The following is a 19,956-nucleotide window of genomic DNA, read 5'->3' as shown; positions in this document are numbered from 1 at the left end:
AGGGGACAGCTATGGATTTTCCGCTAGAGACCGTCAGGAGGAAATTTCCGGCGCTGGACCTGACCGACAAGGGACGCCGGCGCATCTATCTCGACAATCCGGCCGGCACGCAGGTGCCGCAAGCGGTCGCCGATGCGGTGGCCCGCTGCCTCTTGACCACCAACGCCAATCTCGGCGGCTATTTCGAAACGACCGTGGCGGCGCAAAAAGTGGTCGACGACGCGCATGCGGCGATGGCCGATTTCCTCGGTGCGGCAAGCGCTGAAGAAATCATCATCGGCGCCAACATGACGACGCTGACCTATCACATGTCGCGCACGCTCGGCCGCCGGTTCAAGCCGGGCGACGAGATCATCGTCACCCGCATGGATCATGAGGGCAACGTCTCGCCCTGGCTGCAACTGGCCGAAGACCTTGACCTTGTCGTCCGCTTCCTGCCCTTCGACGAGACAAGCTGGCAGGTCGAGGAGACGGCGCTGAGCGCACTGTTGACCGACAAGACAAAACTCGTTGCGCTGAACTATGCCTCGAACCTCACCGGCTCGATCAACCGGGTCAAGGCGCTGACGGCGCTCGCCAAACAGGCCGGCGCGCTTGTCTATGTCGATGCCGTGCAGTTCGCGCCGCATGGCCTGATCGATGTGCAGGATCTCGGCTGCGATTTCCTGGTCTGCTCCGCCTACAAATTCTTCGGCCCGCATATGGGCATCCTTTGGGGCCGCCGCGACGTCATCGACGCACTGAAACCCTACAAATGCCGCTGCTCGTCCAACGGCCTGCCGGAGCGTTTCGAACTCGGCACGCCGCAGATCGAACTGATGGCCGGGCTGACCGCCGCGGTCGACTATTTCGCCGATCTCGGCGCGGCCGCCGGTGAGAGCGGTTCGCGCAGACGCAAGATTGCCAAGGCATTCGAAGTCTCGATCGCCCATGAAAACCCGCTGGCGCTAAGGCTGATTGAAGGCCTGTCCGATATCGAGGGCCTGACCATTCGCGGCATCACCGATCCCAAACGTGTAAGCGAGCGCGTGCCGACGGTGTCCTTCACGGTCGACGGCATCGTGCCGGAGACGATCGTGCGGCAGCTGAATGCCGAAAACATCTTCCTGTGGTCAGGCCACAACTACGCCTGGGAGATCGTCCATCAGCTCGGCATTCCGGCCGAGCAAGGCGTCGTGCGCATCGGCATCGCGCATTACAACTCGGCAGCGGAGATCGACGAGACGCTGGAAAGCGTGCACCGGGTCGTCGCCATGCTGAGGCAACAGCGTGGCTGAATCAGCGCTGTTTGCCGCCGAAACCGGTGAGGAATGCGGTGAGGTTGTCGCCGAGCGCGTCGCAGAGATAACCGCCTTCCTGCACGATCACCGTCGGCAGGCCGAGCTTGGCGATTGCCTCGCCGATGCGCGAGAAGCCGGGTGTGGTCACCGACAGCCCGCCGAACGGATCACCCTCGAACGCGTCGAGACCGAGCGCCACGACCAGCGCGTCCGGCGCGAAGGCGCGGATACGCTGGAACGCTACACCAAGTGCTTCGAGAAACGCCGCATCGGCGGATTTGCGCGGCAGTGGCAGGTTGAAATTATAGCCGAGGCCCGGCCCTTCGCCGCGCTCGTCGGCATGGCCCCAGAAGAACGGATAGAAGCGCACCGGATCGGCATGCAGCGACACCGTCAACACGTCGGGCCGCGCGTAAAAAATGCCTTGCGTGCCGTTACCGTGATGCAGATCGACATCGAGGATCGTTACCCGCGCTGCCTGCTTGCGCAACACTTGCGCCGCGACCGCCGAATTGTTGATGAAGCAGAAGCCGCCGGCGACATCGGCAAAGGCATGGTGGCCGGGCGGGCGGCAGAGCGCATAGGCGGCAGGCGCGGCTGATATCACCGCCTCGGCTGCCTCGACCGCGGTCCAGGCGCTCCACAGCGCGCTCTGCCAGGTCTCGGCCGAAATCGGGCAGGCGGTGTCGGCCATGTGGTAGCCGGCCTGGCCGACCGCCGAGGCCGGATAGGCGCCGTCGCGCGCCAGCGGATGGATGTTGGGAATGACTTCCGACGAAGCGCCTTCAATGCGCTGCCAGCGCGCGAAAATATGTTCGAGGAAGGCGAGATATTCGGGCGTGTGCACGGCCGCCACCGGCCCGAGGCCATGATCTCTGGGCCGTTCGATCGTCAATCCGGTAGCTCTTGCGCCAGCTAACAACCGTTCGGCACGCTCCGGCTGTTCGGGATTGGGTTGTGGCGCGCCGCTGGACAGGAAGGCCTTCGGGTCGTGGCGTTTCTGCTCGTCGGCAAAGAAGGCTTTCATTCCGTTTCCCCATCCTGCACTGCATCGGCAAAAGCGAAAAAGGCCTCGCCGACGATCTTCTGCGTCTGCTCATAATGCGCCCAGCCAATGCCGAGCTTCTCATAAAACGCCTTGGCGCCGTCATTATCGGTATCGACCGACAGCCTGAGATAGGCGCCACCATCCCGGCGGCAGTCACGCGCGACCCGGCGCAGCAGCTTTTCGCCGATCTTGCGGCCGCGAAACCGGTCCTCGACATAGAGGTCCTGGATATAGACGCCGGGCCGTCCCATCCAGGTCGAGAAGATCGGGAAAGAGAGGCACAGCCCGGCAAATTCGCCACCGACTTCGGCGATCAGGGTGGAAAAGGCAGGCTTTTCGCCAAAACCGTAACGGCGGAGATCATCGGCGGTGGAGGTGATTTCCTGATGCGCGCCGATATGGGCGCCGAGGCGCAGAAGCGCGGCGTAGATGGTGTCGACGTCCTTGATGGTGCCGCGGCGGATGACGATATCGCCGGTCATGCTGATCTTCTTCGCCATGGATCAGGCCACGGTTCCGGCTGAGCCGTTCAGGAGATCGTCAAGTTTGCCGATATCGTCTTCCGAAAAGACGCGAATGCCGTTGGCTTCCAAGAGCGCGGTGGTCGTGCCGCGGCCGGCCACGCGGTTACCCGAAAAACTGCCGTCATAGACGAAGCTTGAACCGCAGGACGGGCTGCCGTCGGTGAGAACCGCATAGCGACATCCGGTTTCCCGGGCGAGTTCCAGCGTAATCTGACCGGCTTCGAGATAGAGTGCGGTCACATCGTTTCCCGTCTGCTCGACCACCTGGCCTTGGCCGTGCAGCACAGCGTCGCCTGCGCCGCGAATTTCCGCCGGAGGGCGCGGCGTGGAGAAGCCCGCCGCAACCTCGGGGCAGATTTGCACGACCCGCCCTTCCGCCTGCCATCGCGTCAATACCGGATGGTTGTTGAGCCGGTAAGAGCCGTTGTAGCGGACGTGGCTGCCGAGCAGGCAGGCTGAGACCAGAATCCTTTCCAAGTCAGCCTCCTTTTACCACGCGATCCGGTGCGCCCCTAGAAGGCTACCCGGTCGCCACCCTTCAGCGCCAGCATGTCGCGCGCCTCCGCCGGTGTGGCGACGTCCAGCGACAGCCCGTCGAGAATGCCGCGAATACGGCGCACCTGGTCGGCGTTGGATTTCGCCAGCTGGCGGCCGTCATAGAGGCTGTCCTCCAGCCCGACACGGACATTGCCACCCATCGCCGCCGCAATCGAGATCAGCGGCATCTGGTTGCGGCCGGCGGCGAGCACCGAGAATTGGTAGCTGTCGCCAAACAATTTGTCGGCGATGCGCTTCATGTGGATGAGATTGTCGGGATCGGCGCCGATGCCGCCCAGAATGCCGAGCACGAACTGGATGAACAGTGGTCCCGACACCAGCCCGCGATCGCGAAAATGCGCCAGCGAATAGAGATGGCCGACATCGTAGCATTCGAACTCGAAGCGCGTGCCGCAGCCCTTGCCGAGCTTTTCCAGCACGCCTTCCATGTCGGCAAAAGTGTTCTTGAAGATCGTGTCGCGGGTGGCTTCGAGCAGTTTTGGCTCCCACTCGTGCTGCCATTCGCGTGGCTTGTCGAGCATCGGGAACAGCGCAAAGTTCATCGAGCCCATGTTGAGCGAGCACATTTCCGGCTGGGCCCGCAGCGGTGCGGCCAGCCGCTGATCCAGCGTCATCAGCGACGAGCCGCCGGTGGTGATGTTGATCACCGCATCGGTTGCCTGCTTGATGCGCGGCAGGAACTGCATGAACACCTCAGGATCGGCGGTCGGGCGACCGTCCTTGGGATCGCGGGCGTGCAGATGCAGGATCGAGGCGCCGGCTTCCGCCGCCGCAATCGCATCCGTGGCGATCTGGTCCGGCGTCACCGGCAGATAGGGCGACATGGACGGCGTGTGCACCGAACCGGTGACGGCGCAGGTGATGATGACTTTTCTCGCCATTTTGCGCCTCAGCGGTTGACCGGCAGGTTGAGTTCGACGGCAAGTGCTTCCAGTGTGTCGCCAAGGACCGCCATAATCTCACCGATCTGGTCGTGGGTCGCGATCAGCGGCGGGCAGACCATGAAATTGTCGCTCACCGGCCCGCCACGCACGCGCCGCGAGTAAACGATCAGTCCGCGTTCAAAGGCCAGATCGATCAGCCGCAAATTGGCGTTGAGATTTTGTGGCAGTGGCGTCTTGGCCAAGGGGTCCGCGTAGAGCTCCGCTCCCATGAAAAGGCCCTTGCCTCGCACGTCGGCTATGAAAGGAAAGCGGCTCGACAGGGCTTCAAGCTCGGCCCTCAGCATCTCGCCCATGGCGGCGGAATTCTCGATCAAGCCAAGTCGGTCGACCTCGCCAAGAACGGCAATGCCCGCTGCGCAAGCCACAGGGTTGCCGCCGTATGTATGGCCATGCAGGAATCCACCCGCCTCGACAACCGGCCCGACGATCCTCTCTGTCGCGGCAAGTGCGCCAAGGGGCGCATAACCGGATGAAAGACCCTTGGACAGCGCGACGATATCCGGCCGGCAGGACCAGTGGTCGCCGCCCAGGAATTTGCCGGTGCGCCCGATACCAGTCATCACTTCGTCGTGGATGAGCAGGATGCCGTGGCGGTCGCAGATTTCGCGGATACGCTGAAAATAGCTGTCCGGCGGGACCAGCGCCGCGGTCGCGGCGCCGCCGATCGGCTCCATGATGAAGGCGAGCACACTTTCCGGCCCTTCCTCCAGGATCTTTTCCTCCAGCATATTCGCGTAGCGGACACCTCGCTGTTCCATTGACAGGTTGTCGTGATCGCGATGAACAAACGGGGCCGGCACCAATGGCATTGGCCGACCGATCGGATCGAAGGTCTTGGTGAGAATGTCATCGCCGGTTACGGCAAGCGTGCCGACTGTGACACCATGATAGGAGGGCATCCGGCCGATGGTCTTCCAGCGTTTGTGCTGACCTGTTGCGACGGCCCATTGCCGCGCGAGCTTGAGGCAGGCTTCGATCGCCTCGGAGCCGCCGGAAACGAAATAGATGCGGTTGAGCCCGTTAGGCAGGCGATCGGCCAGTGCGCGCGCCAGCCCGATCGCCTGTTCGTTCTCGAATTGAAAGATGTAGGCGAAGCTGACGCGGTCCAGCTGCCGCTTCATCGCGTCGATGACATTGCGGTTGCCATGGCCAACATTGACGTTGACCGCGCCGCTCGATCCGTCGATGTAGCGGCGGCCGCTCTTGTCCCACAGGTAGATGCCATCGGCGCGGTCCACCATTGGTCGTTGCAACCTGGTGAAATGGAAAAGGTTCGGTCGACGGTCGGATTCGACGGACTGCAAGGCGATCATTCAACCCCTCTTACTTTCGGCCGAGATAGCGGTCGATTACATTCCTGGTCACGCGCTCGACCATCGGATCCTGCCTTAGCAGGCCGGCGACCCATTCGCAGCTTCCGGCGTGAAAGACCTCGCCCTTGCCGCGCGGGAAATTGACGATCATGCCATTGCCGCGTTTGACTTTTTCCAGATTGGCATCGCTTGGCTCGCCAAACAGCGTTTCGGCGGTGAAGCGGCCATCCTCGTCGGTCAGAAACTGGTCCTCGATCGGGATGTCGGCGCTTTCCTCGACCTGGCTCGCCATGCCGACGGCCAGCACTTGCAGACCTTCCGGCGCGCCGCTGTCCGATGTCGGGTAGGGCAGGCCACCGCGGATCTCGAAATCGAGCCCGTCGACCTCATAGCCATAGACATGGCTGTCGGCGCCGAGCAGGTCGCCATAGTAGATGCCGGTGCCGGCAAAGGCCCAGTGCTCGGGCCGGTAGACCGGAAAGCCGCGCACGCCGCGCGGCGCACAGCCGCCCCAGCCGGCATAGACGCCGCGTGTGGCATTGAGGCCGAAGGTCAGTGCACCGGGACGGCCGATCTCCGGTGCCTCCCAGGAATTGGTGGCGCGGGTCACGTCACCGCCCTGATAGGCGGGGTCCTCGGCGCGCGCCCGGTATTTGTAGCAGACCTGCCGGCGGCCTTCGTCCTCAAGCCTGGTCTGCCACATGAAATTGCCGGCAAAGCGCGCCGCGTGGCCGCCACGCTCGACATAGGTGTCGACAGCGTCGCGCATTTCCCAGGTCCAGTATTCGTCATGGCCGACGAAGACGACGCAATCGTAGCCGTCGAGGATTTCGGGCGCAAAATGCAAATCGTGCTGGCTGGCGAGATCGACGCTGTAGCCGGCGCGCTCGGCGAAACGGAAGAAGTGGCTGTCATAACTTGCCCAGCCGGAAGAGGTGTATTTCTTCGAATGTCCCGTGGCGAACGCCCATTCCATATGGGGATAGCGCGGCACGGTCTTTGGCGGCACCGCGACTTCCAGCGGCACGCGCGGCGCGGCCTTGGGCAGCACCACAAAACCGCGGCACCAGGGACGCTGCGTCGACACCATCGTTGCATATTGATTGCGGTTCGGCCCGGTGATGCCCTGATAGTGGTTGGAGCCGCCCCAGGTATTGTAGGAAAGCCAGGTTCCGGTCGCCGCCACGTGCAGCACCCGGCCGGGTTTTCTGCCGGGTAAGGGAGCGACAATGATGAGGTGGCGGCAAAGGATTGGCTTGCCGTCGCGCCCATCCGCCGTCAGCGTGATGCGGTAAGCGCCGGACGGCCAGTCGTCGCCGATCCGAAATTCGAACGACGCCTCCCAGCCGCAGCCTTCGACTGAGCACTGGTCCGGCGTGTCCTGCCAGCGCGCCGACAGGCCCGTTTGCTCGAAGACCTTTGTCTCGGTGCCGCCGTCGCGAACGATGGCGAGGCTGAAGCGCGGCGCCGTCGAGTTGACATGCAGCGTCACGGTCTCACCGGCACGATACGAAAATCGGTCCGAATAGCACCAAATCTCGCCGCGCGCGCCGTCCATCCCTGGCCATTCGTAATAATGGCCGCGCACCGCCTCGCGGCGCTGCTCGGGCGTCAGTCCGAAATCGGGGAATTCGGTTTGCAGATGGGTCATGGACACCGGAAAAGTGACAGGCCGCCATTTCGGCTATCTCCCGGCCAAGCGTCAAATGGAAACGATCGGGCCAGCAATTGCTTAGCCGCTCTTGGCCGCACCCGGCAAACCGACTATCTCAGGCGAGGCGGTATTTTCCGTCTCGGGAGCCGGCATGCTGAGAGTGCAGAAGGTCAAGGTCGACGACATCTACGTGCCGACGGCGCGCAAGAAGACGCTGCATCCCGAAACGGTCCGGCATCTGGCCGAAGACATACTGGAAAACGGCATGAAGACGCCGATCCAGGTCCGCCATGACGGCAAGCGTCATATCCTGGTCGAGGGCCTGCACCGGCTGGAAGCCGCCAAATGGCTCGGCGAGACCGAAATCGACGCCTATCTGGTGCAAGCCAAGCGCCACTGAGGCGCATTCTGCGACCGATCAAAAACAACCGGCCGACGATTGCACCGCAGATTTTCTCGCGGACCGTGTCGGCGCGCGGCGCGCTCGCTCGTCCTTGGGGCGGACCCTGAGGAGACTGACACATGTCCAGATCGATTTTTTTCGCCATGCTTGCCTCGGTTGCGGCCTTGTTCGCGGCACCCGGCCTGACCAATGCAGAGGAGACAAAGACCGCCATGACGACCGAGACCAATGCCATGCCGACGCCGGAAAGGTCCGGCCTGCTGCCTATCAATGGGTTGTTTTATTATTACGCCGTCTACGGCAAGGGCGAACCGTTGCTTCTGCTGCATGGCGGCCTCGGCACGTCTGACATGTTCGCGCCGCTGCTGCCGAAGCTGGCCGAGAATCGCACCATCATTGCGGTCGACCTGCAGGGCCATGGCCGCACCGCGCTCGGCGAGCGGCCATTCAGCCTGGAGGCGATCGGCGACGACATGGCTGCCATCGTCAAGGCGCTCGGCTATGATAAGGTCGATGTGCTCGGCTATTCGCTGGGCGGCGGCGTCGCCTTCCGCATGGCTGTCCAGCACCCCGAGACAATACGCAGGCTTGTCCTGGTGTCGACCGGCTACGCCGCCGATGGCTTCTACGACGAAATGCGTCCGCAACAGGCTCAGGTGAGCGCCGCTGCCGCGCCGTTCATGAAGGACACCCCGATGTACAAGTCCTACGTTGCAGTGGCGCCGTATCCGGACGATTTCCCGAAACTGCTCGACGCGCTCGGCAATTTCATGCGCAAGGATTACGACTATTCCGCCGATGTGGCGAAGCTGAAGATGCCGGTCATGCTCGCCTATGGCGACAGCGACATGTACAAGCCCGAGCACGAGATCAAGTTCTACCAGATGCTGGGCGGTGGATTGAAGGATGCCGGCTGGATGCGCGAGAACCTGTCGCAGAACCGGCTGGCCATCATTCCGAACCGCACCCACTACGACGTCTTCTTTGCGCCGGAACTGACGGCCGCGGCGCTGCCGTTCCTCAACGGCGAAACCAAGGTAAAGACCTGGGACGAAGTCGTCAGCGAAACCGAGTAGGTCTGCCGGAAGTTGAAACCGGCCGTCTCCAGCGAGACGGCCGGTTTTTTGTGCCTGCGAAACTACGAAGCCTTGGCGCGGCGCGGCTCGCGCAAATGCTTGATGCCGCTCATCTCGACGAAATTCGTCGCCTGCTCCCAGAGATAGTCGCCATAGAGGAACGGCTCGAACGGCGCCGCACCTGCCAGAGGCAGCGGCGCGATCTCGGCATCGACACGCGGCTCGTAGAAGAACGGGATCGAGTAGCGCGCTGTCTTCGGCGCAATCACCCGGTGCAGCGTCGCCCGTACCCGCCCGCCGGTCCAGCGCTCGAGCAATTGGCCGAAATTGACCGCCAGCGTGCCGTCGGCGGGCGGCACGTCAATCCATTCGCCGGCAACGTTCTTCGCCTGCAGGCCCTCGACGCCATCCTGCGCTAACAGCGTGACGAAGCCGGAATCGGCATGTTCGCGCCCGATGATGGTGCGCGTCTCGCCTTTGTGGACGCCGAGAATTCCGGCCCGCTCAGATCGACGCCGCTGTTGGCATCGCGCAAGGGATAGCGGATCAGCCGCAGCGTCGAGATGCCGCCGTCGAAATCCGAGTCGAAGACTGTCTCCGGCAGGTCGAGGCCGCGCGCGATAGAGCGCATCAGTGCGTTGCCGAGCGCTTCCATCGCCAGGTAGTAGTGTGCGGCAGCTTCGCGCCAGCCGGGCAACACTGCTTCAGCTGGTAATGGCGTCGGCTCGCGCAACGGGTCGTCCGCGTCGAAGCCGGCGGTTTGCGCGTTAGCAATGTCCGGCCCCATGTCCATGCCTTCCTTGTAGGAGACGGCGGTCGGCTGCAGCGGGAACCAGCCGCGATAGACGTTCTTTTTGGTGCGGTCGAAATTCCAGCGCAGCAGCTTTGCCTTTTCGGCGTCGGGCAAGGCAAAGATGTTGAGCAATTGTGCCCGCTTGTCCCGTGTAAGCCAGTCGTCGACCGGAAAATCCCGGATCGCCATGAAACCGATGCCGGAGGCAGCGGCCAGGATCCGCGCGTCGGTGCGCTCGCGGCCGGGCGAGGGCGGCCCGAACAGATCCGCGACGGCAATGGTTTCGATGTCCTGCGCCATGGTTTCCTCGCGGTCGGCCCAGGGCAAGCAGGCGCGGCGGTTGGCCGGCTGTCAATGCTTCGCCGCTGCCTCGGATTGGGCCAGCGGCAGGCCATCGGTCGTATCAGCGCAATCGATAGTGCCATCAGGGCTTTTCAATTGACCGAAAGCTGCCTGTCGATACTTTCAAACACCTTCGGGGGTTCATATGATGGCGAAATATCAGGGTGGGTGTCATTGCGGGGCAGTGCGCTACAGTGCCGAGGCCGCACCGCTCAACCAGCGCGTCTGCCATTGCCGGCGCTGCCAGAAGGTGATCGGCGCGGCCTTCAACGCGCGTCTGCTGTTTCGCATCGATGATGTCACGGTCGAGGGGCAGGTGGCGACGGTCAACACCTCTCCGGACCTCAAGCGCGGCTTTTGCGCCGCCTGCGGCACGACGCTGTTTTCCCGGCGCGATTCCGCCGGGATTGTCGGCATCACCACCGGCTCGCTCGACGATCCGTCGCTGTTCAAGCCGGAAATGCATATGTGGACTGCCTCGAAGCAGCCCTGGCTGCGGCTCGATGACGGCCTGCCGCAACATGAAGGTGCGCCGCCTCCGAACTGATGCCGGCCTTACCAGAAAGTAATCCCGAAAACACGACATAGCCGGCAAAACGTCATTGGCGGGCCATGATTGCCTGCCATCTATCGGCTGCGGGTCTGGTATTGGAGGAGACGACCGATGAGCGACAGAATCAACACCCTGGACGAGCTTTTGAGCGATCCGATGGTCCTGCTCGTGATGGAGCGTGATCGCGTGCGCCCCGAACAGGTTCGCCTGCTGCTCGAACGAGCGCGTCGCCCTGCTGTTGACGTCGTGCCCCCCGCGCATGTGGTGGCCAAAAGCTGCATGCAGCAATGGCTGGGCAGGTAGGGGCTACCCCTTTTCCCACAGGGGGGGAGAAGGAACAGAGCCATTTCCTAACAACTTGATTCAATCTTTGTTGGTAATTTATCGTTAGTAATCGAAGCCGGTTTGTCCGGCGGCGTCTGTTTGCCTTCGGTCTGTTGTGTTTTGCGTACAGGTCCAGATGCGGATTTCAGGCGTCGTCGGTTTTATGGTGGCATCGCTGTGCCTTGCCGGCTGCTCGTCCACAGCGGGCGTCGATGCCTTGCAGCCGTCGAACGAGACGACCAGCTCGGTCGTGCGGCCAAGAGCGCCGGTCGCGGCGGCTCCGGTGGAGACCGCCGACCTCGCGCCGATGCGGTCCGACATGGCGACCGACAACACTGCGGCCGACAATGCCGTGGCCGACAATGCGCCGCCCTTCTCCATGGTCGAGGAAGAGGAGGCCATTGTCGCGGACACGCCTTCGGCCGATGGGAACACCAGGCCGCAGCTTGAGCCGGTAGCGCTGATGTCGCCGCCAAAGCGGCTGACGCGTGCGGCGCCGGCCATGCTGGCCTCGCCGGTGACCCGTTACGGCTTTCGTGATGCCAAGCCGATCAATTTCGGCAAGGCGTCGCCACGCTATCTCGCCGTCCACGGCGTCGACGTCTCGCGCTGGCAGGGCAATGTCAACTGGAGCAAGCTGCGCGCCCAGGGCGCCAATTTCGCCTACATCAAGGCGACCGATGGCGGCGACCATCTCGACCCGATGTTCATGAAGAACTGGCGCAATGCCGACGCCGCCGGGCTGAAGCGCGGCGCCTATCATTTCTTCTACTGGTGCCGCACCGCCGGCGAGCAGGCCGACTGGTTCATCCGCAATGTGCCGAAGATGGACGGCGCGCTGCCGCCGGTGATCGATGTCGAATGGAACGGCGAATCCTCCTGCAAGCGGCGGCCTTCGCGCGCCACGGTGTTGGAGAAGATGCAGGTGTTCATGGACAAGCTCGAGCGCCATTACGGCCAGAGGCCCATCATCTACACCAGCCCCGATTTCTACCGCGACAATCTCAAGGGCGCATTTCTTGACTACCCATTCTGGCTGCGCGCGGTGGCGCGGCATCCCTCAAAGGTCTATCCCGGCCGCAAATGGCTGTTCTGGCAGTATTCCGGTTCCGGCCTGTCGCACGGTGTGACCGGTCGCATCGACCTCAACGTCTTTCATGGCGACGAGCGCGCCTGGCGGGCATGGGCAGGCGGACAGACGACCGTCGCCGACGCCAACTGAGCCCCGCGCGAGGTGACAGCTCGCCGGTAGCGCCGTGGCCATTTGGGCGACGCCTTGGGTTGAATTTTCAGCGTCACGCTAAGGATCCGCTCACTCTGTCCTTTAGCGGTATCGCAACAGCCTTCCGGTAACGTGCCCGTGATCGGGTTTCGGAGGGGTCCATGCGCAATCCAGTTGTGGCCATCGCTGTTGTCGCCGCTGTCGGCTACGGGTTTTTCAATTCGCTCGGGCATATGGCGGGTGGTGGCGACTCGCTGGCGGAGTCGAAGCAAAACGTCGTGTCCTATTCCACCGAGGACAAGGCGATGCAGGCTGCCAAGGACAGCGGCCGCTCTACGCTCAAGCGCTTCCAAGAGCTGATGGACGCCGGCACGCCCGGCACCTACACGGTAAAATTCCCGCTCACCCAGAACGGCGCCACCGAGCATATCTGGATGCAGCTGGTCGGCTACAGCGACGGCTCCTATATCGGCCTGCTCGCCGACGTGCCGGTCAACGGCAACAAGTACAAGATGGGCGACAGGATGACGGTGACTGAGGCCGACGTCGAGGACTGGATGATCAAGAACGGCAAGGAGATCTATGGCGGCTACACCACCCGCCAGGCGCTTGCGGATATGCCGAAAGAGCAGGTTGCAAAATACGGGTTCACCTTCAAGGATTGAGGACCTAGGCGCGGGCGAGCTCTATCGCCACGCTTTGAGGGACATCGCGCCGCTCGTGCTCGCGTATCTCTGCCGTTTGCGCCAGCACCCAGTCGCGGAACACCTTGATCTTGGGTGTGTTGCGGCGGGTCTCCAGATGCACCAGCCAATAGCCGTCGCCATCCGATCCAAGCACGTCGAATGGCTGTATCAACTGGCCCTTGGCCAAAAGGGCGCTGTAAAGGTTCTTGGTCAGGATCGCGGCGCCCTTGTCGGTCAGCGCCGCCATCGCATCATAGGCCTGGGTACCCAGCTTCGGGCCGGCCATGATGCGATCGGGCTCGAACGGCACGCCGGCCGCCTCGAACCAGATTTTCCACCACGGATCGTCGGCACAGCATAGCGGCACCTTGTAGAGATCCTCGGGGCGGTGGATGCCGCCGACGCTCTCGGCGAGCTTTGGGCTGAGCATCGGTGTGTAGTCCGCCTTGAACAGATAATGCGCCGTCAGGCCGGGCCATTTTCCGGAGCCGGTGCGGATGCCGACATCCATGTCGCCGCGCGTGAAATCGACAAGGCCCTGCGATGTATTCACCTTCACGGCGAGGTCTGGATGCATCAGCTGGAATGTTCCAAGCCACACGGCTAACCAGTTCGTTGCGAAGGTTTCCATCGTTGTCACCGACAGCACGCCGGTGGCTCCGCCCTTGGTGGCGACCCATGCATCCGCCAGCGCCGAGAACGCGCCGGATGCGTGCGGCGCCAGCTGTTGTCCAGCCTCGGTCAAGGCGATCTGCCTTGTTTTCCTTATGAAAAGTGGCGTTCCGGCGCGTTCTTCCAGCACCTTGATCTGATAGCTGGCGGCTGACTGGGTCATGCCGAGTTCTTCGGCCGCCTTGGTGAAACTGCCAAGCCGCGCTGCGGCCTCAAACACCCGGATAGCCCCTAATGGCGGTAGTTCCCAACTCATGACGCATCAATCCTCCTGATGCATAGTACGCGACGTTCGATTGGAAACCAAGACCGGAAAACGGCATGTTGTGCCCATCAGATCAACCCTGGAGGATACGGCAATGACCACCGCAACAGCTCTCTACAACACGCTTCGCCGCCCGGTGCTCGACCTCTTCACCGCTCCGTTCAGACCCCGCAAGCGCGGCCTGCTCGACCACCGCTCGCTGTCGGATCATTTCCTTAGGGATATCGGTATGCTTGACGGACGCGTGCCTCCCGGCGCCATTCGCTAGGCAAGCTGTTTTGACCTGAAAAGATGCGAGGGAGGGAACTGTGCTGTCCGAGGATCTGGCGAAGAGCCGCAAAACCATCGACGCCTATGAAGACTATGCCGAACGCTACGACGCACTGGTCAGGCATGTTCCCAACCAGAGAGAACAGAAATGGCTTAAGCGGCTTGTGAAGATCGCCGGCAAAGGTGGCCGGATTCTGGAAGTCGGATCGGGACCCGGATACGATGCGGACTTCGTCGAGGGGCTCGGTGTCCAGGTTCGACGCACCGATGCAACGAAGCGGTTTCTTGAGCTGCAGGCCGCACGCGGCAAGCACGGTGAGGTTCTCGATCTCATCACCGACGATCTCGGCGGCCCCTATGACGCGGTGCTCGCTTTGTGCGTCCTGATCCATGTGCCGCGCGAGCAGACCGACCAGGTGCTTGCCAAGATTGCCGGGTCGCTGCGGCCGGGCGGCGCCTTCCTCGTATCGATGCGCATTGGCGATGGCGAGAAGAGCGACGACTATCATACCGTCTACTGGCGCAGGGACGACTTCGCGGCCCGCCTCGAAAGCGCCGGGCTGATCCTCGTCGGGGATGAATTCAACGTCGGCCGCAATCGCGAGGAGTGGGCCACCTTCCTCGCAGTGAAGCCGTCATGACGCGGGATCCTGTTGCCAGGCAGATAGCCGTCAGAAGTAAGGCCTCAAATTCTCGCGAATGCGATCCAGCACCGTCTTTCCCGAGGTGTCGGCGGTGAAGGTCTTACCGGTGATGGTTTCGTAGGCCTGCGTATAGACCCGCGACGTCTGCTCGATGAGCTCGGCCGGGATTTTCGGAATACGATCCTTGTAGGGATCACAGCGCGCCGTGACCCAGGCGCGGATAAAATCCTTGTCGAAACTCTGCGGCCGCTCGCCAGCCTCAAAACGCTGCTTGTAGCTTTCCGCGAGCCAGTAGCGGCTTGAGTCAGGCGTGTGGATTTCATCGGCAAGGATGATGCTGCCATCCTTGTTCGTGCCGAATTCGTATTTGGTATCGACCAGGATCAGGCCGCGTTGGGCGGCCAGCGCCTTGCCGCGCGCAAACAGCGCCAGCGCATAGCGCGAGACAGTGTCCCATTGCTCTTCCGACAACAGGCCGCGCGTCAGGATATCGTCGCGCGTCAAAGGCTCGTCATGCCCGCCATCGAGCGCCTTGCTGGTCGGCGTGATGATGGTCTGAGGCAGCTTTTCATTGTCGCGCAACCCGTCCGGCAGGCGGATGCCGTACATGTCGCGCTCACCGTTTTTGTACTTCGTCAGCACTGAGGTGCTGGTGGTCCCGGCGAGGTAGTCGCGAACGACGATTTCCACCGGCAATATGTCGAGCCTGGTGCCGACGACGACATTGGGGTCGGGATAGTCGAGCACGTGGTTCGGGCAGATATCGGCGGTTTCCTCGAACCAGTAGCGCGCCGTCTGCGTCAGCAGCTCGCCCTTGAGCGGGATCGCGGTCAGGATGACATCGAAGGCGCTCAGCCGGTCGGTGGCGATGATGATGCGGCGGCCATCGGGCAGATCGTAATTCTCGCGGACCTTGCCTTTGTAGTGGTTCGGCAATTCCGGGATGAAGGCATCGGAGAGAACGCGCAGTGCTGTCATTCGGTGTCGTGGCTCCCAACGACGTGAGTTTTCGGGGGCGACTATTAACAAAGTCGGTGGCGCTTCGATACCGAACAGACGGCAATCGCCTGTAGAAAAGCCCGCCAACCCCTACGCCATCATGCCATCGGCTTGGCATGCCGAATGTGCCGGCCTTTGCGATTCAGCAAGACATTGCCGTCGTCGTGCTATCTATTTGAGGCTTCTTGTACTTCCGGGGCTTGGGGGACGCGGTGGAGGTGGAGCTCAAATTTCTGCTGATCGGATTTGCCTGCGTGATCGCGGGCAGCCTGTCGTTCATCACCTTCGTGAAATGGCGGGAGGTGCAGGCGATGAGCCAATGGCTGCCGACGCCGGGAAAGATCATCTCGTCGCGCGTCGAGGCACGTGAAGTCAGGAGCTCCGGCGTTGGCTCGGACAGCAGCGATACCACCGAGATGCGCAATTTTCCCGCGATCACCTTCGAATACAAGGTCGGCGGCAAGAAATTTCAGAGCTCGCGCTACAGCGTGAAGGAGAATCTGGGGAATTTCGAAGTCACGGAAACCCTCGCCCAGTTTCCGCGCGGCGCGGAGGTCACCGTCTTCTACAATCCGGCCGATCCGAGCAAGGCCGTCATCGAGCGCACGATGCCGGACGGCGCCTTCAAGTTCATGGCCCAGCTCTCGGCAGGGTTGGTGATCGGCACGGCGGTTCTGATGTTTTCGCTCGGCGGCGTGCTGGAGGCGCTCCGGCCGCATCTGCCCAAGCCGCAGAACCTTGGTGCGGCGGCATTGCTGCTGTTCATGGGCCTGTTTGCGCTCCGCATGGGTTTCGCCCAGAAGTCGCTTGCCGAGCAGGCGGCAAAATGGCCGGTCACCCCCGGCCGCATTGAGTCCTCAGGCCTGCAGGCGCTGCGAAACTACAGCGGCTATCGACGCTGGCGCACCGTCTTCAAATCCCGCATCGTCTACACCTATAACGTCGCCGGCCAGCGCTACACCTCCGACCGCGTCACCTTCGGCGCCACCGTCACGGCTTCGCTGCCCGGCCTCGTCCGCGGCCAGGCGCGCAGCTATGCCGAGGGCAGCAAGGTCGATGTGCACTATGACCCCGCCAACCCCGGCTCGGCGGTGCTCGAATGCAGGGTGCGCGGGCTCTGGCTGCTGTGGGTCTGTTCGGTCGCGTTTCTCGGCGGTGCCGCGTGGCTGGCCGGTTTTATCTGAGGCGCCTTCAGCAGCGCAGGAGAGGTCCGCTGTCGAAGCCCGGCCAAGTGAACCGCATCGTGGCGCCGTGCATCACAATATGGATGATGCGAGAGAACGGCTCCTCAAGCGATGGGTCCGAGCCATAGCATTGGCTGGCATGCACCACCCAGCCGGCGGCGGTCTTGCCAAATACCGCGTGCTCGCAGCCGAATTCGGGAAGCGACAGCGCAGCCCGGTCTACAGTGAAGACGGTTTCGCGCTGGACGTCGGCGGCCGCACGGCAGTTCAGCCTGTCGCTGGACCAAGTCCCGACATAGGCCGCCGCCGCCAACGCATGGCCAATCGCGAATGCGGACATTGCCATAGTCATCGCCAAACGCCGCATCATCAGATTGTCTCCTTCGGTCAGTGCGCTCGACCATACAGGCTGTAGGGTTTGCAAGGGATAAGTTTTCGAAGGAACGGACAACGCAGCCGTTCCGCATTTCGCTTATGGTTTTACACGGATGATGCGATTGTGCCGGCTGGCGGACCTTGCCTGCAACCGCTCTCCGGAAAGAGCGGCAAATCTACGGGATCAGCTTATGCTCCTTGAACACACCGATACGCTGCGATGAGCACGCGCATCGAAGACATGAGAAACCTCGGACCGGCCATGGCGCGGATGCTGGCGGAAATTGATATTCTCGATGATGAGGATTTGCGCAATTTCGGCGTCGTCGAGGCTTACCACCGGCTGAAGTTCCGGTTCGGGCGGCATGTGACGATCCTCGCACTCTATGCGATGGAGGCGTCCGTTCGCGGTTGTGACTGGCGTGCGCTTGATACCGAGACAAAGGAGAATCTGCTCAGGCAGGTGCGTCAGAATCCAGCGAGGGACAAGTTTTCACCCAGGAGAGGGTAAACGCAGCCGTTCCGGATTCCGCTTATGCTTTTGCGCGGATGATGCGACTGTGTGGGCCGGCATGCAGCCGGCATCGGGCTTTCACAACGCTTTCCAGGGACATTTGATGACCACCCGCAAACTGGCCTTCGTTTTCCTGGGCCTGCTCGGCCCGGTGCAGGCCGCGAGCGCAAAAGAGTGCCTGCTGACCCACGCCACCTATCGCGAGCCGCGCTCCGGCGCGGTCATGCAATTCCGGCCGCTCGATAACGAACCGGCGGCGCTGACGGCCGAAGTGTTTTCACTGACCGTGCCCAACACAGATACGCACCTGCCGGCCGACATCACCTGGACCAATGGCAGGAACTCGTTTCCGCTCGGCACCATCCGCCACACTTGTACCGACGACGACCGCGAGGCGGGGCTGGAGGATGGCAGTGGGCTCTGCCGGATATGGATGGGCCAGGTCCATGCCTTGACCGGAGGCGGCGCCGAGCAGTTGAATTCGCGCGAAGCGACAGCGGCGCCGAAAGGGCTGCTGCTGCCCGATTTCGGCGCTGCTTTCACCGAATTTGCCGATTTCGCCAGCGCCAATCCCGACGGCTCGGCATGGGACGCCTTCACTTTGACAGGATGCAGCGATGAATAGCGCCATGAGATCGATCGCCTGGGCCTGCGGCCTGATTGCTTCGGTGACGATATCTGCCGTGGCGAGGGCGGACGAGCCGGCGCCGTCGCGCCCGCCGATCGACAAATGCGTCTGGGAAAAATTGACCGACAAGACGGTCGGCCTCGCCGCCTGGGTGCAGCGCTGCGATTTCGGCTTCCGCCAGATCCATTTCGAATTCGTCGGCAACGCGCTCGCCATCAAATACAGCGACGGCGGCGCGCCCGATCCGCTGGTCGAGCTGTTCGACATCAAATCAGGCGAAACCACCGAGGCCGCAGTGCTGCGCCTGTTGCTGGAAAAGACTGACAAATCAGTCAGCGCCCGCTGCGTGCTGGCGCCCTACACCGAGGGCACCGTGCCCGCCGGCGTTAAACGCTACACATTCAGCCCCGACGCAGCCTACGCCAAGGAATTGAAGGCACTCGCCAATGATGAGGTTCCGGAGCCGCCCTGCGGCGACTGGGGCGAAATGCCCGACGGCATCCAGTATTTCGAGGTGCCGGCGGGTGAGGGGCACAAGCTGCTGTTCGTCCGGGTGGGGCAGGACGAACCGTTGTTCGATGAGCAGACGCTGCGGGTGTTGCCGCAGTAGGCCTTCCCTTCTCCCCTTGTGGGCCTGTTGCGTTATTAGGCTTTGGACGCCTGGAGGGACTGCAGGGGCGCAGCGAGGTGCTTTACGGCGCGGGTTTGCGGCCGGATAGGGTAGGAGTTGGCGTATTCGGTGGGTTCGGGGCGCAGTGCGACCCAGGATCAGGTGGCCAGCGTCACCCAGCGGCGCATGTTGAAGGCCATGGCCGCGATGAGGACCTGTCCTGCCGCCTTGGCCAGGCCGCGATAGCGGATGGCGCAAAGTCGCATGCGGTTCTTCAAGGTGGCGAAGGTCGTCTCGACGGCAAAGCGTTGCCGGGCGATCAGCTGGTTGAACTGCTTCAGGCGAGCCGGCAGGCGCGGATGATGCTTGTTGGCTCGCCCCGGCGGATCAGACCAGAACCCTGGTCGACACCGACATGGGCCTTGTAGCCGTAGGAGGAGCCAGGCTTGCCCTGCCGGCGTGTAAAGCCGGCATCGGGATCGCCGACCTCGCCCACCTCCTGCGCGGCTCCACTGGGTGGCCGTGCCGCCGCCGTCTCGATCACCGTGGCGTCGAGCATCGTGCCGCGCCGCAGGATCAGCCCGGCTTTGTCCAACTGATGGTCCAGTTCGCGAAACAGCTTCTCCAGAAGCCCAGCCTCGACGAGAAGACTGCGAAAGCGGTTGAGCGTGGTGTGGTCGGGCACCGTCTCCTCGAGCGTCAACCCAACGAAACGGCGAAACGACAGCCGATCGGCGAGCGCCTCCTCCAGTTCGCTGTCCGACAGCCCATACAAGGATTGCAGCAGAAGCGCCTTGAACATCACCAGCGAATTGTACGCAGGCCGCCCTGGCCCAGCCGGCGAGCGCAGCCGCGCCAGGATCTTCTCGAAGCGATACCACTTCACCAGCGACGACAGCCGGTCCAGCCGACCGCTCCGACCAAGACCCTGTGGCAGCAGAGCCTCCACAAAACTGAACTGACCGCTCGGCTTTGTCGTCATCGCAAAATCCCCGTTTCAAAAACAGGGAATCACATCCATCCAATTTTGCAACAGTCCCCTTGTGGGAGAAGGTGGATCGGCGCGGAGCGCCGA

24 protein-coding genes and 1 pseudogene are annotated in these 19,956 nt (G+C 62.6%); 13 read left to right on the top strand and 12 right to left on the bottom strand.

Annotated features, from left to right (window positions below; translation table 11 throughout):
* Window positions 1–11: 11 nt before the first annotated feature.
* Window positions 12–1,277 (top strand): cysteine desulfurase-like protein, encoded by a 1,266-nt coding sequence (locus JQK88_RS20920; RefSeq protein WP_203279338.1) that lies wholly within the window; start codon window positions 12–14, stop codon window positions 1,275–1,277.
* Window position 1,278: 1 nt separating this feature from the next.
* Here JQK88_RS20920 and JQK88_RS20915 read toward each other — a convergent pair whose 3' ends face one another.
* The 6 genes from JQK88_RS20915 to JQK88_RS20890 are packed head-to-tail and all read right to left on the bottom strand — an operon-like array spanning window position 1,279 to window position 7,318.
* Window positions 1,279–2,307: a histone deacetylase family protein gene (locus JQK88_RS20915; RefSeq protein WP_203279337.1), complete on the bottom strand. Its 1,029-nt coding sequence runs from the start codon at window positions 2,305–2,307 to the stop codon at window positions 1,279–1,281.
* The gene (locus JQK88_RS20910) at window positions 2,304–2,828 is read right to left on the bottom strand and encodes a GNAT family N-acetyltransferase (protein WP_203279336.1); all 525 of its coding nucleotides are present in this window, start codon (window positions 2,826–2,828) and stop codon (window positions 2,304–2,306) included. Before JQK88_RS20910 ends, JQK88_RS20915 begins: the two co-directional genes overlap by 4 nt.
* 3 nt (window positions 2,829–2,831) lie before the next feature.
* Window positions 2,832–3,329, bottom strand: coding sequence for a 2-thiouracil desulfurase family protein (locus JQK88_RS20905; RefSeq protein ID WP_192253620.1), 498 nt, complete (start codon window positions 3,327–3,329; stop codon window positions 2,832–2,834).
* A gap of 35 nt (window positions 3,330–3,364) precedes the next feature.
* Entirely contained in the window at window positions 3,365–4,291 is a 927-nt protein-coding gene (kce, locus tag JQK88_RS20900; protein WP_203279335.1) for a 3,5-dioxohexanoate:acetyl-CoA acetone transferase, read from the bottom strand.
* 8 nt (window positions 4,292–4,299) lie between these two features.
* Complete coding sequence (locus tag JQK88_RS20895) at window positions 4,300–5,667, bottom strand: aminotransferase family protein (RefSeq protein ID WP_203279334.1); 1,368 nt, start codon at window positions 5,665–5,667, stop codon at window positions 4,300–4,302.
* 10 nt (window positions 5,668–5,677) lie between these two features.
* Entirely contained in the window at window positions 5,678–7,318 is a 1,641-nt protein-coding gene (locus tag JQK88_RS20890; protein ID WP_203279333.1) for a N,N-dimethylformamidase beta subunit family domain-containing protein, read from the bottom strand.
* A 154-nt stretch (window positions 7,319–7,472) separates the two neighbouring features.
* On the opposite strand from JQK88_RS20890, the gene JQK88_RS20885 reads away from it, so the two are divergent.
* Together JQK88_RS20885 and JQK88_RS20880 are read left to right on the top strand one after the other, a co-directional pair.
* On the top strand, window positions 7,473–7,721 hold the full coding sequence (locus JQK88_RS20885) for a ParB N-terminal domain-containing protein (protein ID WP_008875526.1): 249 nt from the start codon (window positions 7,473–7,475) through the stop codon (window positions 7,719–7,721).
* Window positions 7,722–7,843: 122 nt separating this feature from the next.
* Entirely contained in the window at window positions 7,844–8,800 is a 957-nt protein-coding gene (locus JQK88_RS20880; RefSeq protein ID WP_192253629.1) for an alpha/beta fold hydrolase, read from the top strand.
* A gap of 62 nt (window positions 8,801–8,862) precedes the next feature.
* Here JQK88_RS20880 and JQK88_RS36350 read toward each other — a convergent pair whose 3' ends face one another.
* The gene (locus JQK88_RS36350; RefSeq protein ID WP_246749974.1) at window positions 8,863–9,222 is read right to left on the bottom strand and encodes a 2OG-Fe(II) oxygenase family protein; all 360 of its coding nucleotides are present in this window, start codon (window positions 9,220–9,222) and stop codon (window positions 8,863–8,865) included.
* Window positions 9,216–9,893, bottom strand: a complete 678-nt coding sequence (locus JQK88_RS20875; RefSeq protein WP_246749968.1) for a 2-oxoglutarate and iron-dependent oxygenase domain-containing protein — start codon at window positions 9,891–9,893, stop codon at window positions 9,216–9,218. The genes JQK88_RS36350 and JQK88_RS20875 overlap by 7 nt, the downstream gene beginning before the upstream one ends.
* 190 nt (window positions 9,894–10,083) lie before the next feature.
* Here JQK88_RS20875 and JQK88_RS20870 point away from each other — a divergent pair, with 190 nt between their 5' ends.
* The 4 genes from JQK88_RS20870 (at window position 10,084) to JQK88_RS20855 (ending at window position 12,699) form a co-directional block, all read left to right on the top strand.
* On the top strand, window positions 10,084–10,482 hold the full coding sequence (locus JQK88_RS20870) for a GFA family protein (RefSeq protein WP_203279332.1): 399 nt from the start codon (window positions 10,084–10,086) through the stop codon (window positions 10,480–10,482).
* Window positions 10,483–10,599: 117 nt separating this feature from the next.
* Entirely contained in the window at window positions 10,600–10,791 is a 192-nt protein-coding gene (locus tag JQK88_RS20865; RefSeq protein ID WP_192253633.1) for a hypothetical protein, read from the top strand.
* A gap of 157 nt (window positions 10,792–10,948) precedes the next feature.
* Complete coding sequence (locus JQK88_RS20860; protein ID WP_203279331.1) at window positions 10,949–12,034, top strand: glycoside hydrolase family 25 protein; 1,086 nt, start codon at window positions 10,949–10,951, stop codon at window positions 12,032–12,034.
* 161 nt (window positions 12,035–12,195) lie between these two features.
* Window positions 12,196–12,699: a DUF2314 domain-containing protein gene (locus tag JQK88_RS20855; RefSeq protein ID WP_192253638.1), complete on the top strand. Its 504-nt coding sequence runs from the start codon at window positions 12,196–12,198 to the stop codon at window positions 12,697–12,699.
* A 4-nt stretch (window positions 12,700–12,703) separates the two neighbouring features.
* On the opposite strand, the gene JQK88_RS20850 is transcribed toward JQK88_RS20855, so the two are convergent.
* A complete protein-coding gene (locus JQK88_RS20850; protein ID WP_192253640.1) occupies window positions 12,704–13,648 on the bottom strand; it encodes a LysR family transcriptional regulator in 945 nt (314 codons plus the stop codon).
* Window positions 13,649–13,751: 103 nt separating this feature from the next.
* Between JQK88_RS20850 and JQK88_RS20845 the strand changes: the two genes are divergently transcribed.
* Complete coding sequence (locus JQK88_RS20845; protein ID WP_192253642.1) at window positions 13,752–13,925, top strand: hypothetical protein; 174 nt, start codon at window positions 13,752–13,754, stop codon at window positions 13,923–13,925.
* Between the two features lie 40 nt (window positions 13,926–13,965).
* Window positions 13,966–14,568 carry a class I SAM-dependent DNA methyltransferase gene (locus JQK88_RS20840; protein ID WP_192253644.1) on the top strand — a complete coding sequence of 201 codons (603 nt, stop codon included), beginning with the start codon at window positions 13,966–13,968 and terminating at the stop codon, window positions 14,566–14,568.
* Between the two features lie 30 nt (window positions 14,569–14,598).
* Here JQK88_RS20840 and JQK88_RS20835 read toward each other — a convergent pair whose 3' ends face one another.
* The gene (locus JQK88_RS20835) at window positions 14,599–15,540 is read right to left on the bottom strand and encodes a phosphoribosylaminoimidazolesuccinocarboxamide synthase (RefSeq protein ID WP_192254327.1); all 942 of its coding nucleotides are present in this window, start codon (window positions 15,538–15,540) and stop codon (window positions 14,599–14,601) included.
* 248 nt (window positions 15,541–15,788) lie between these two features.
* Here JQK88_RS20835 and JQK88_RS20830 point away from each other — a divergent pair, with 248 nt between their 5' ends.
* The gene (locus JQK88_RS20830; RefSeq protein ID WP_312037310.1) at window positions 15,789–16,754 is read left to right on the top strand and encodes a DUF3592 domain-containing protein; all 966 of its coding nucleotides are present in this window, start codon (window positions 15,789–15,791) and stop codon (window positions 16,752–16,754) included.
* A 7-nt stretch (window positions 16,755–16,761) separates the two neighbouring features.
* On the opposite strand, the gene JQK88_RS20825 is transcribed toward JQK88_RS20830, so the two are convergent.
* Window positions 16,762–17,205: a hypothetical protein gene (locus JQK88_RS20825; RefSeq protein ID WP_246749966.1), complete on the bottom strand. Its 444-nt coding sequence runs from the start codon at window positions 17,203–17,205 to the stop codon at window positions 16,762–16,764.
* A gap of 144 nt (window positions 17,206–17,349) precedes the next feature.
* Here JQK88_RS20825 and JQK88_RS20820 point away from each other — a divergent pair, with 144 nt between their 5' ends.
* The 3 genes from JQK88_RS20820 to JQK88_RS20810 all read left to right on the top strand — a co-directional run bounded on the left by JQK88_RS20820 (window position 17,350) and on the right by JQK88_RS20810 (window position 18,881).
* Entirely contained in the window at window positions 17,350–17,640 is a 291-nt protein-coding gene (locus JQK88_RS20820; RefSeq protein WP_192253648.1) for a TfoX/Sxy family DNA transformation protein, read from the top strand.
* A gap of 106 nt (window positions 17,641–17,746) precedes the next feature.
* Entirely contained in the window at window positions 17,747–18,268 is a 522-nt protein-coding gene (locus JQK88_RS20815; protein WP_203279330.1) for a hypothetical protein, read from the top strand.
* The gene (locus JQK88_RS20810; RefSeq protein ID WP_203279329.1) at window positions 18,261–18,881 is read left to right on the top strand and encodes a hypothetical protein; all 621 of its coding nucleotides are present in this window, start codon (window positions 18,261–18,263) and stop codon (window positions 18,879–18,881) included. The genes JQK88_RS20815 and JQK88_RS20810 overlap by 8 nt, the downstream gene beginning before the upstream one ends.
* A 158-nt stretch (window positions 18,882–19,039) precedes the next feature.
* On the opposite strand, the pseudogene JQK88_RS20805 reads toward JQK88_RS20810, so the two are convergent.
* Window positions 19,040–19,863, bottom strand: a pseudogene (locus tag JQK88_RS20805) (IS5 family transposase).
* Between the last annotated feature and the right edge of the window lie 93 nt (window positions 19,864–19,956).

The sequence above is a fragment of the Mesorhizobium caraganae genome (genome assembly GCF_016836705.1).
Taxonomy (GTDB): Bacteria; Pseudomonadota; Alphaproteobacteria; order Rhizobiales; family Rhizobiaceae; genus Mesorhizobium; species Mesorhizobium caraganae.
The sequence above is the reverse complement of the archived record's forward strand: the minus strand, read 5'-3'. Positions and strand labels throughout refer to the sequence as shown.

Coding starts and splice junctions, on each gene's coding strand:
- JQK88_RS20890 (WP_203279333.1), bottom strand. CDS start 7,318: ATGACCCATCTGCAAACCGAATTCCCCGATTTCGGACTGACGCCCGAG.
- JQK88_RS20850 (WP_192253640.1), bottom strand. CDS start 13,648: ATGAGTTGGGAACTACCGCCATTAGGGGCTATCCGGGTGTTTGAGGCC.
- JQK88_RS20845 (WP_192253642.1), top strand. CDS start 13,752: ATGACCACCGCAACAGCTCTCTACAACACGCTTCGCCGCCCGGTGCTC.
- JQK88_RS20865 (WP_192253633.1), top strand. CDS start 10,600: ATGAGCGACAGAATCAACACCCTGGACGAGCTTTTGAGCGATCCGATG.
- JQK88_RS20880 (WP_192253629.1), top strand. CDS start 7,844: ATGTCCAGATCGATTTTTTTCGCCATGCTTGCCTCGGTTGCGGCCTTG.
- JQK88_RS20855 (WP_192253638.1), top strand. CDS start 12,196: ATGCGCAATCCAGTTGTGGCCATCGCTGTTGTCGCCGCTGTCGGCTAC.
- JQK88_RS20810 (WP_203279329.1), top strand. CDS start 18,261: ATGAATAGCGCCATGAGATCGATCGCCTGGGCCTGCGGCCTGATTGCT.
- JQK88_RS20875 (WP_246749968.1), bottom strand. CDS start 9,893: ATGGCGCAGGACATCGAAACCATTGCCGTCGCGGATCTGTTCGGGCCG.
- kce (WP_203279335.1), bottom strand. CDS start 4,291: ATGGCGAGAAAAGTCATCATCACCTGCGCCGTCACCGGTTCGGTGCAC.
- JQK88_RS20815 (WP_203279330.1), top strand. CDS start 17,747: ATGACCACCCGCAAACTGGCCTTCGTTTTCCTGGGCCTGCTCGGCCCG.
- JQK88_RS20885 (WP_008875526.1), top strand. CDS start 7,473: ATGCTGAGAGTGCAGAAGGTCAAGGTCGACGACATCTACGTGCCGACG.
- JQK88_RS20895 (WP_203279334.1), bottom strand. CDS start 5,667: ATGATCGCCTTGCAGTCCGTCGAATCCGACCGTCGACCGAACCTTTTC.
- JQK88_RS20860 (WP_203279331.1), top strand. CDS start 10,949: ATGCGGATTTCAGGCGTCGTCGGTTTTATGGTGGCATCGCTGTGCCTT.
- JQK88_RS20820 (WP_192253648.1), top strand. CDS start 17,350: ATGAGCACGCGCATCGAAGACATGAGAAACCTCGGACCGGCCATGGCG.
- JQK88_RS20870 (WP_203279332.1), top strand. CDS start 10,084: ATGGCGAAATATCAGGGTGGGTGTCATTGCGGGGCAGTGCGCTACAGT.
- JQK88_RS20915 (WP_203279337.1), bottom strand. CDS start 2,307: ATGAAAGCCTTCTTTGCCGACGAGCAGAAACGCCACGACCCGAAGGCC.
- JQK88_RS20910 (WP_203279336.1), bottom strand. CDS start 2,828: ATGGCGAAGAAGATCAGCATGACCGGCGATATCGTCATCCGCCGCGGC.
- JQK88_RS20920 (WP_203279338.1), top strand. CDS start 12: ATGGATTTTCCGCTAGAGACCGTCAGGAGGAAATTTCCGGCGCTGGAC.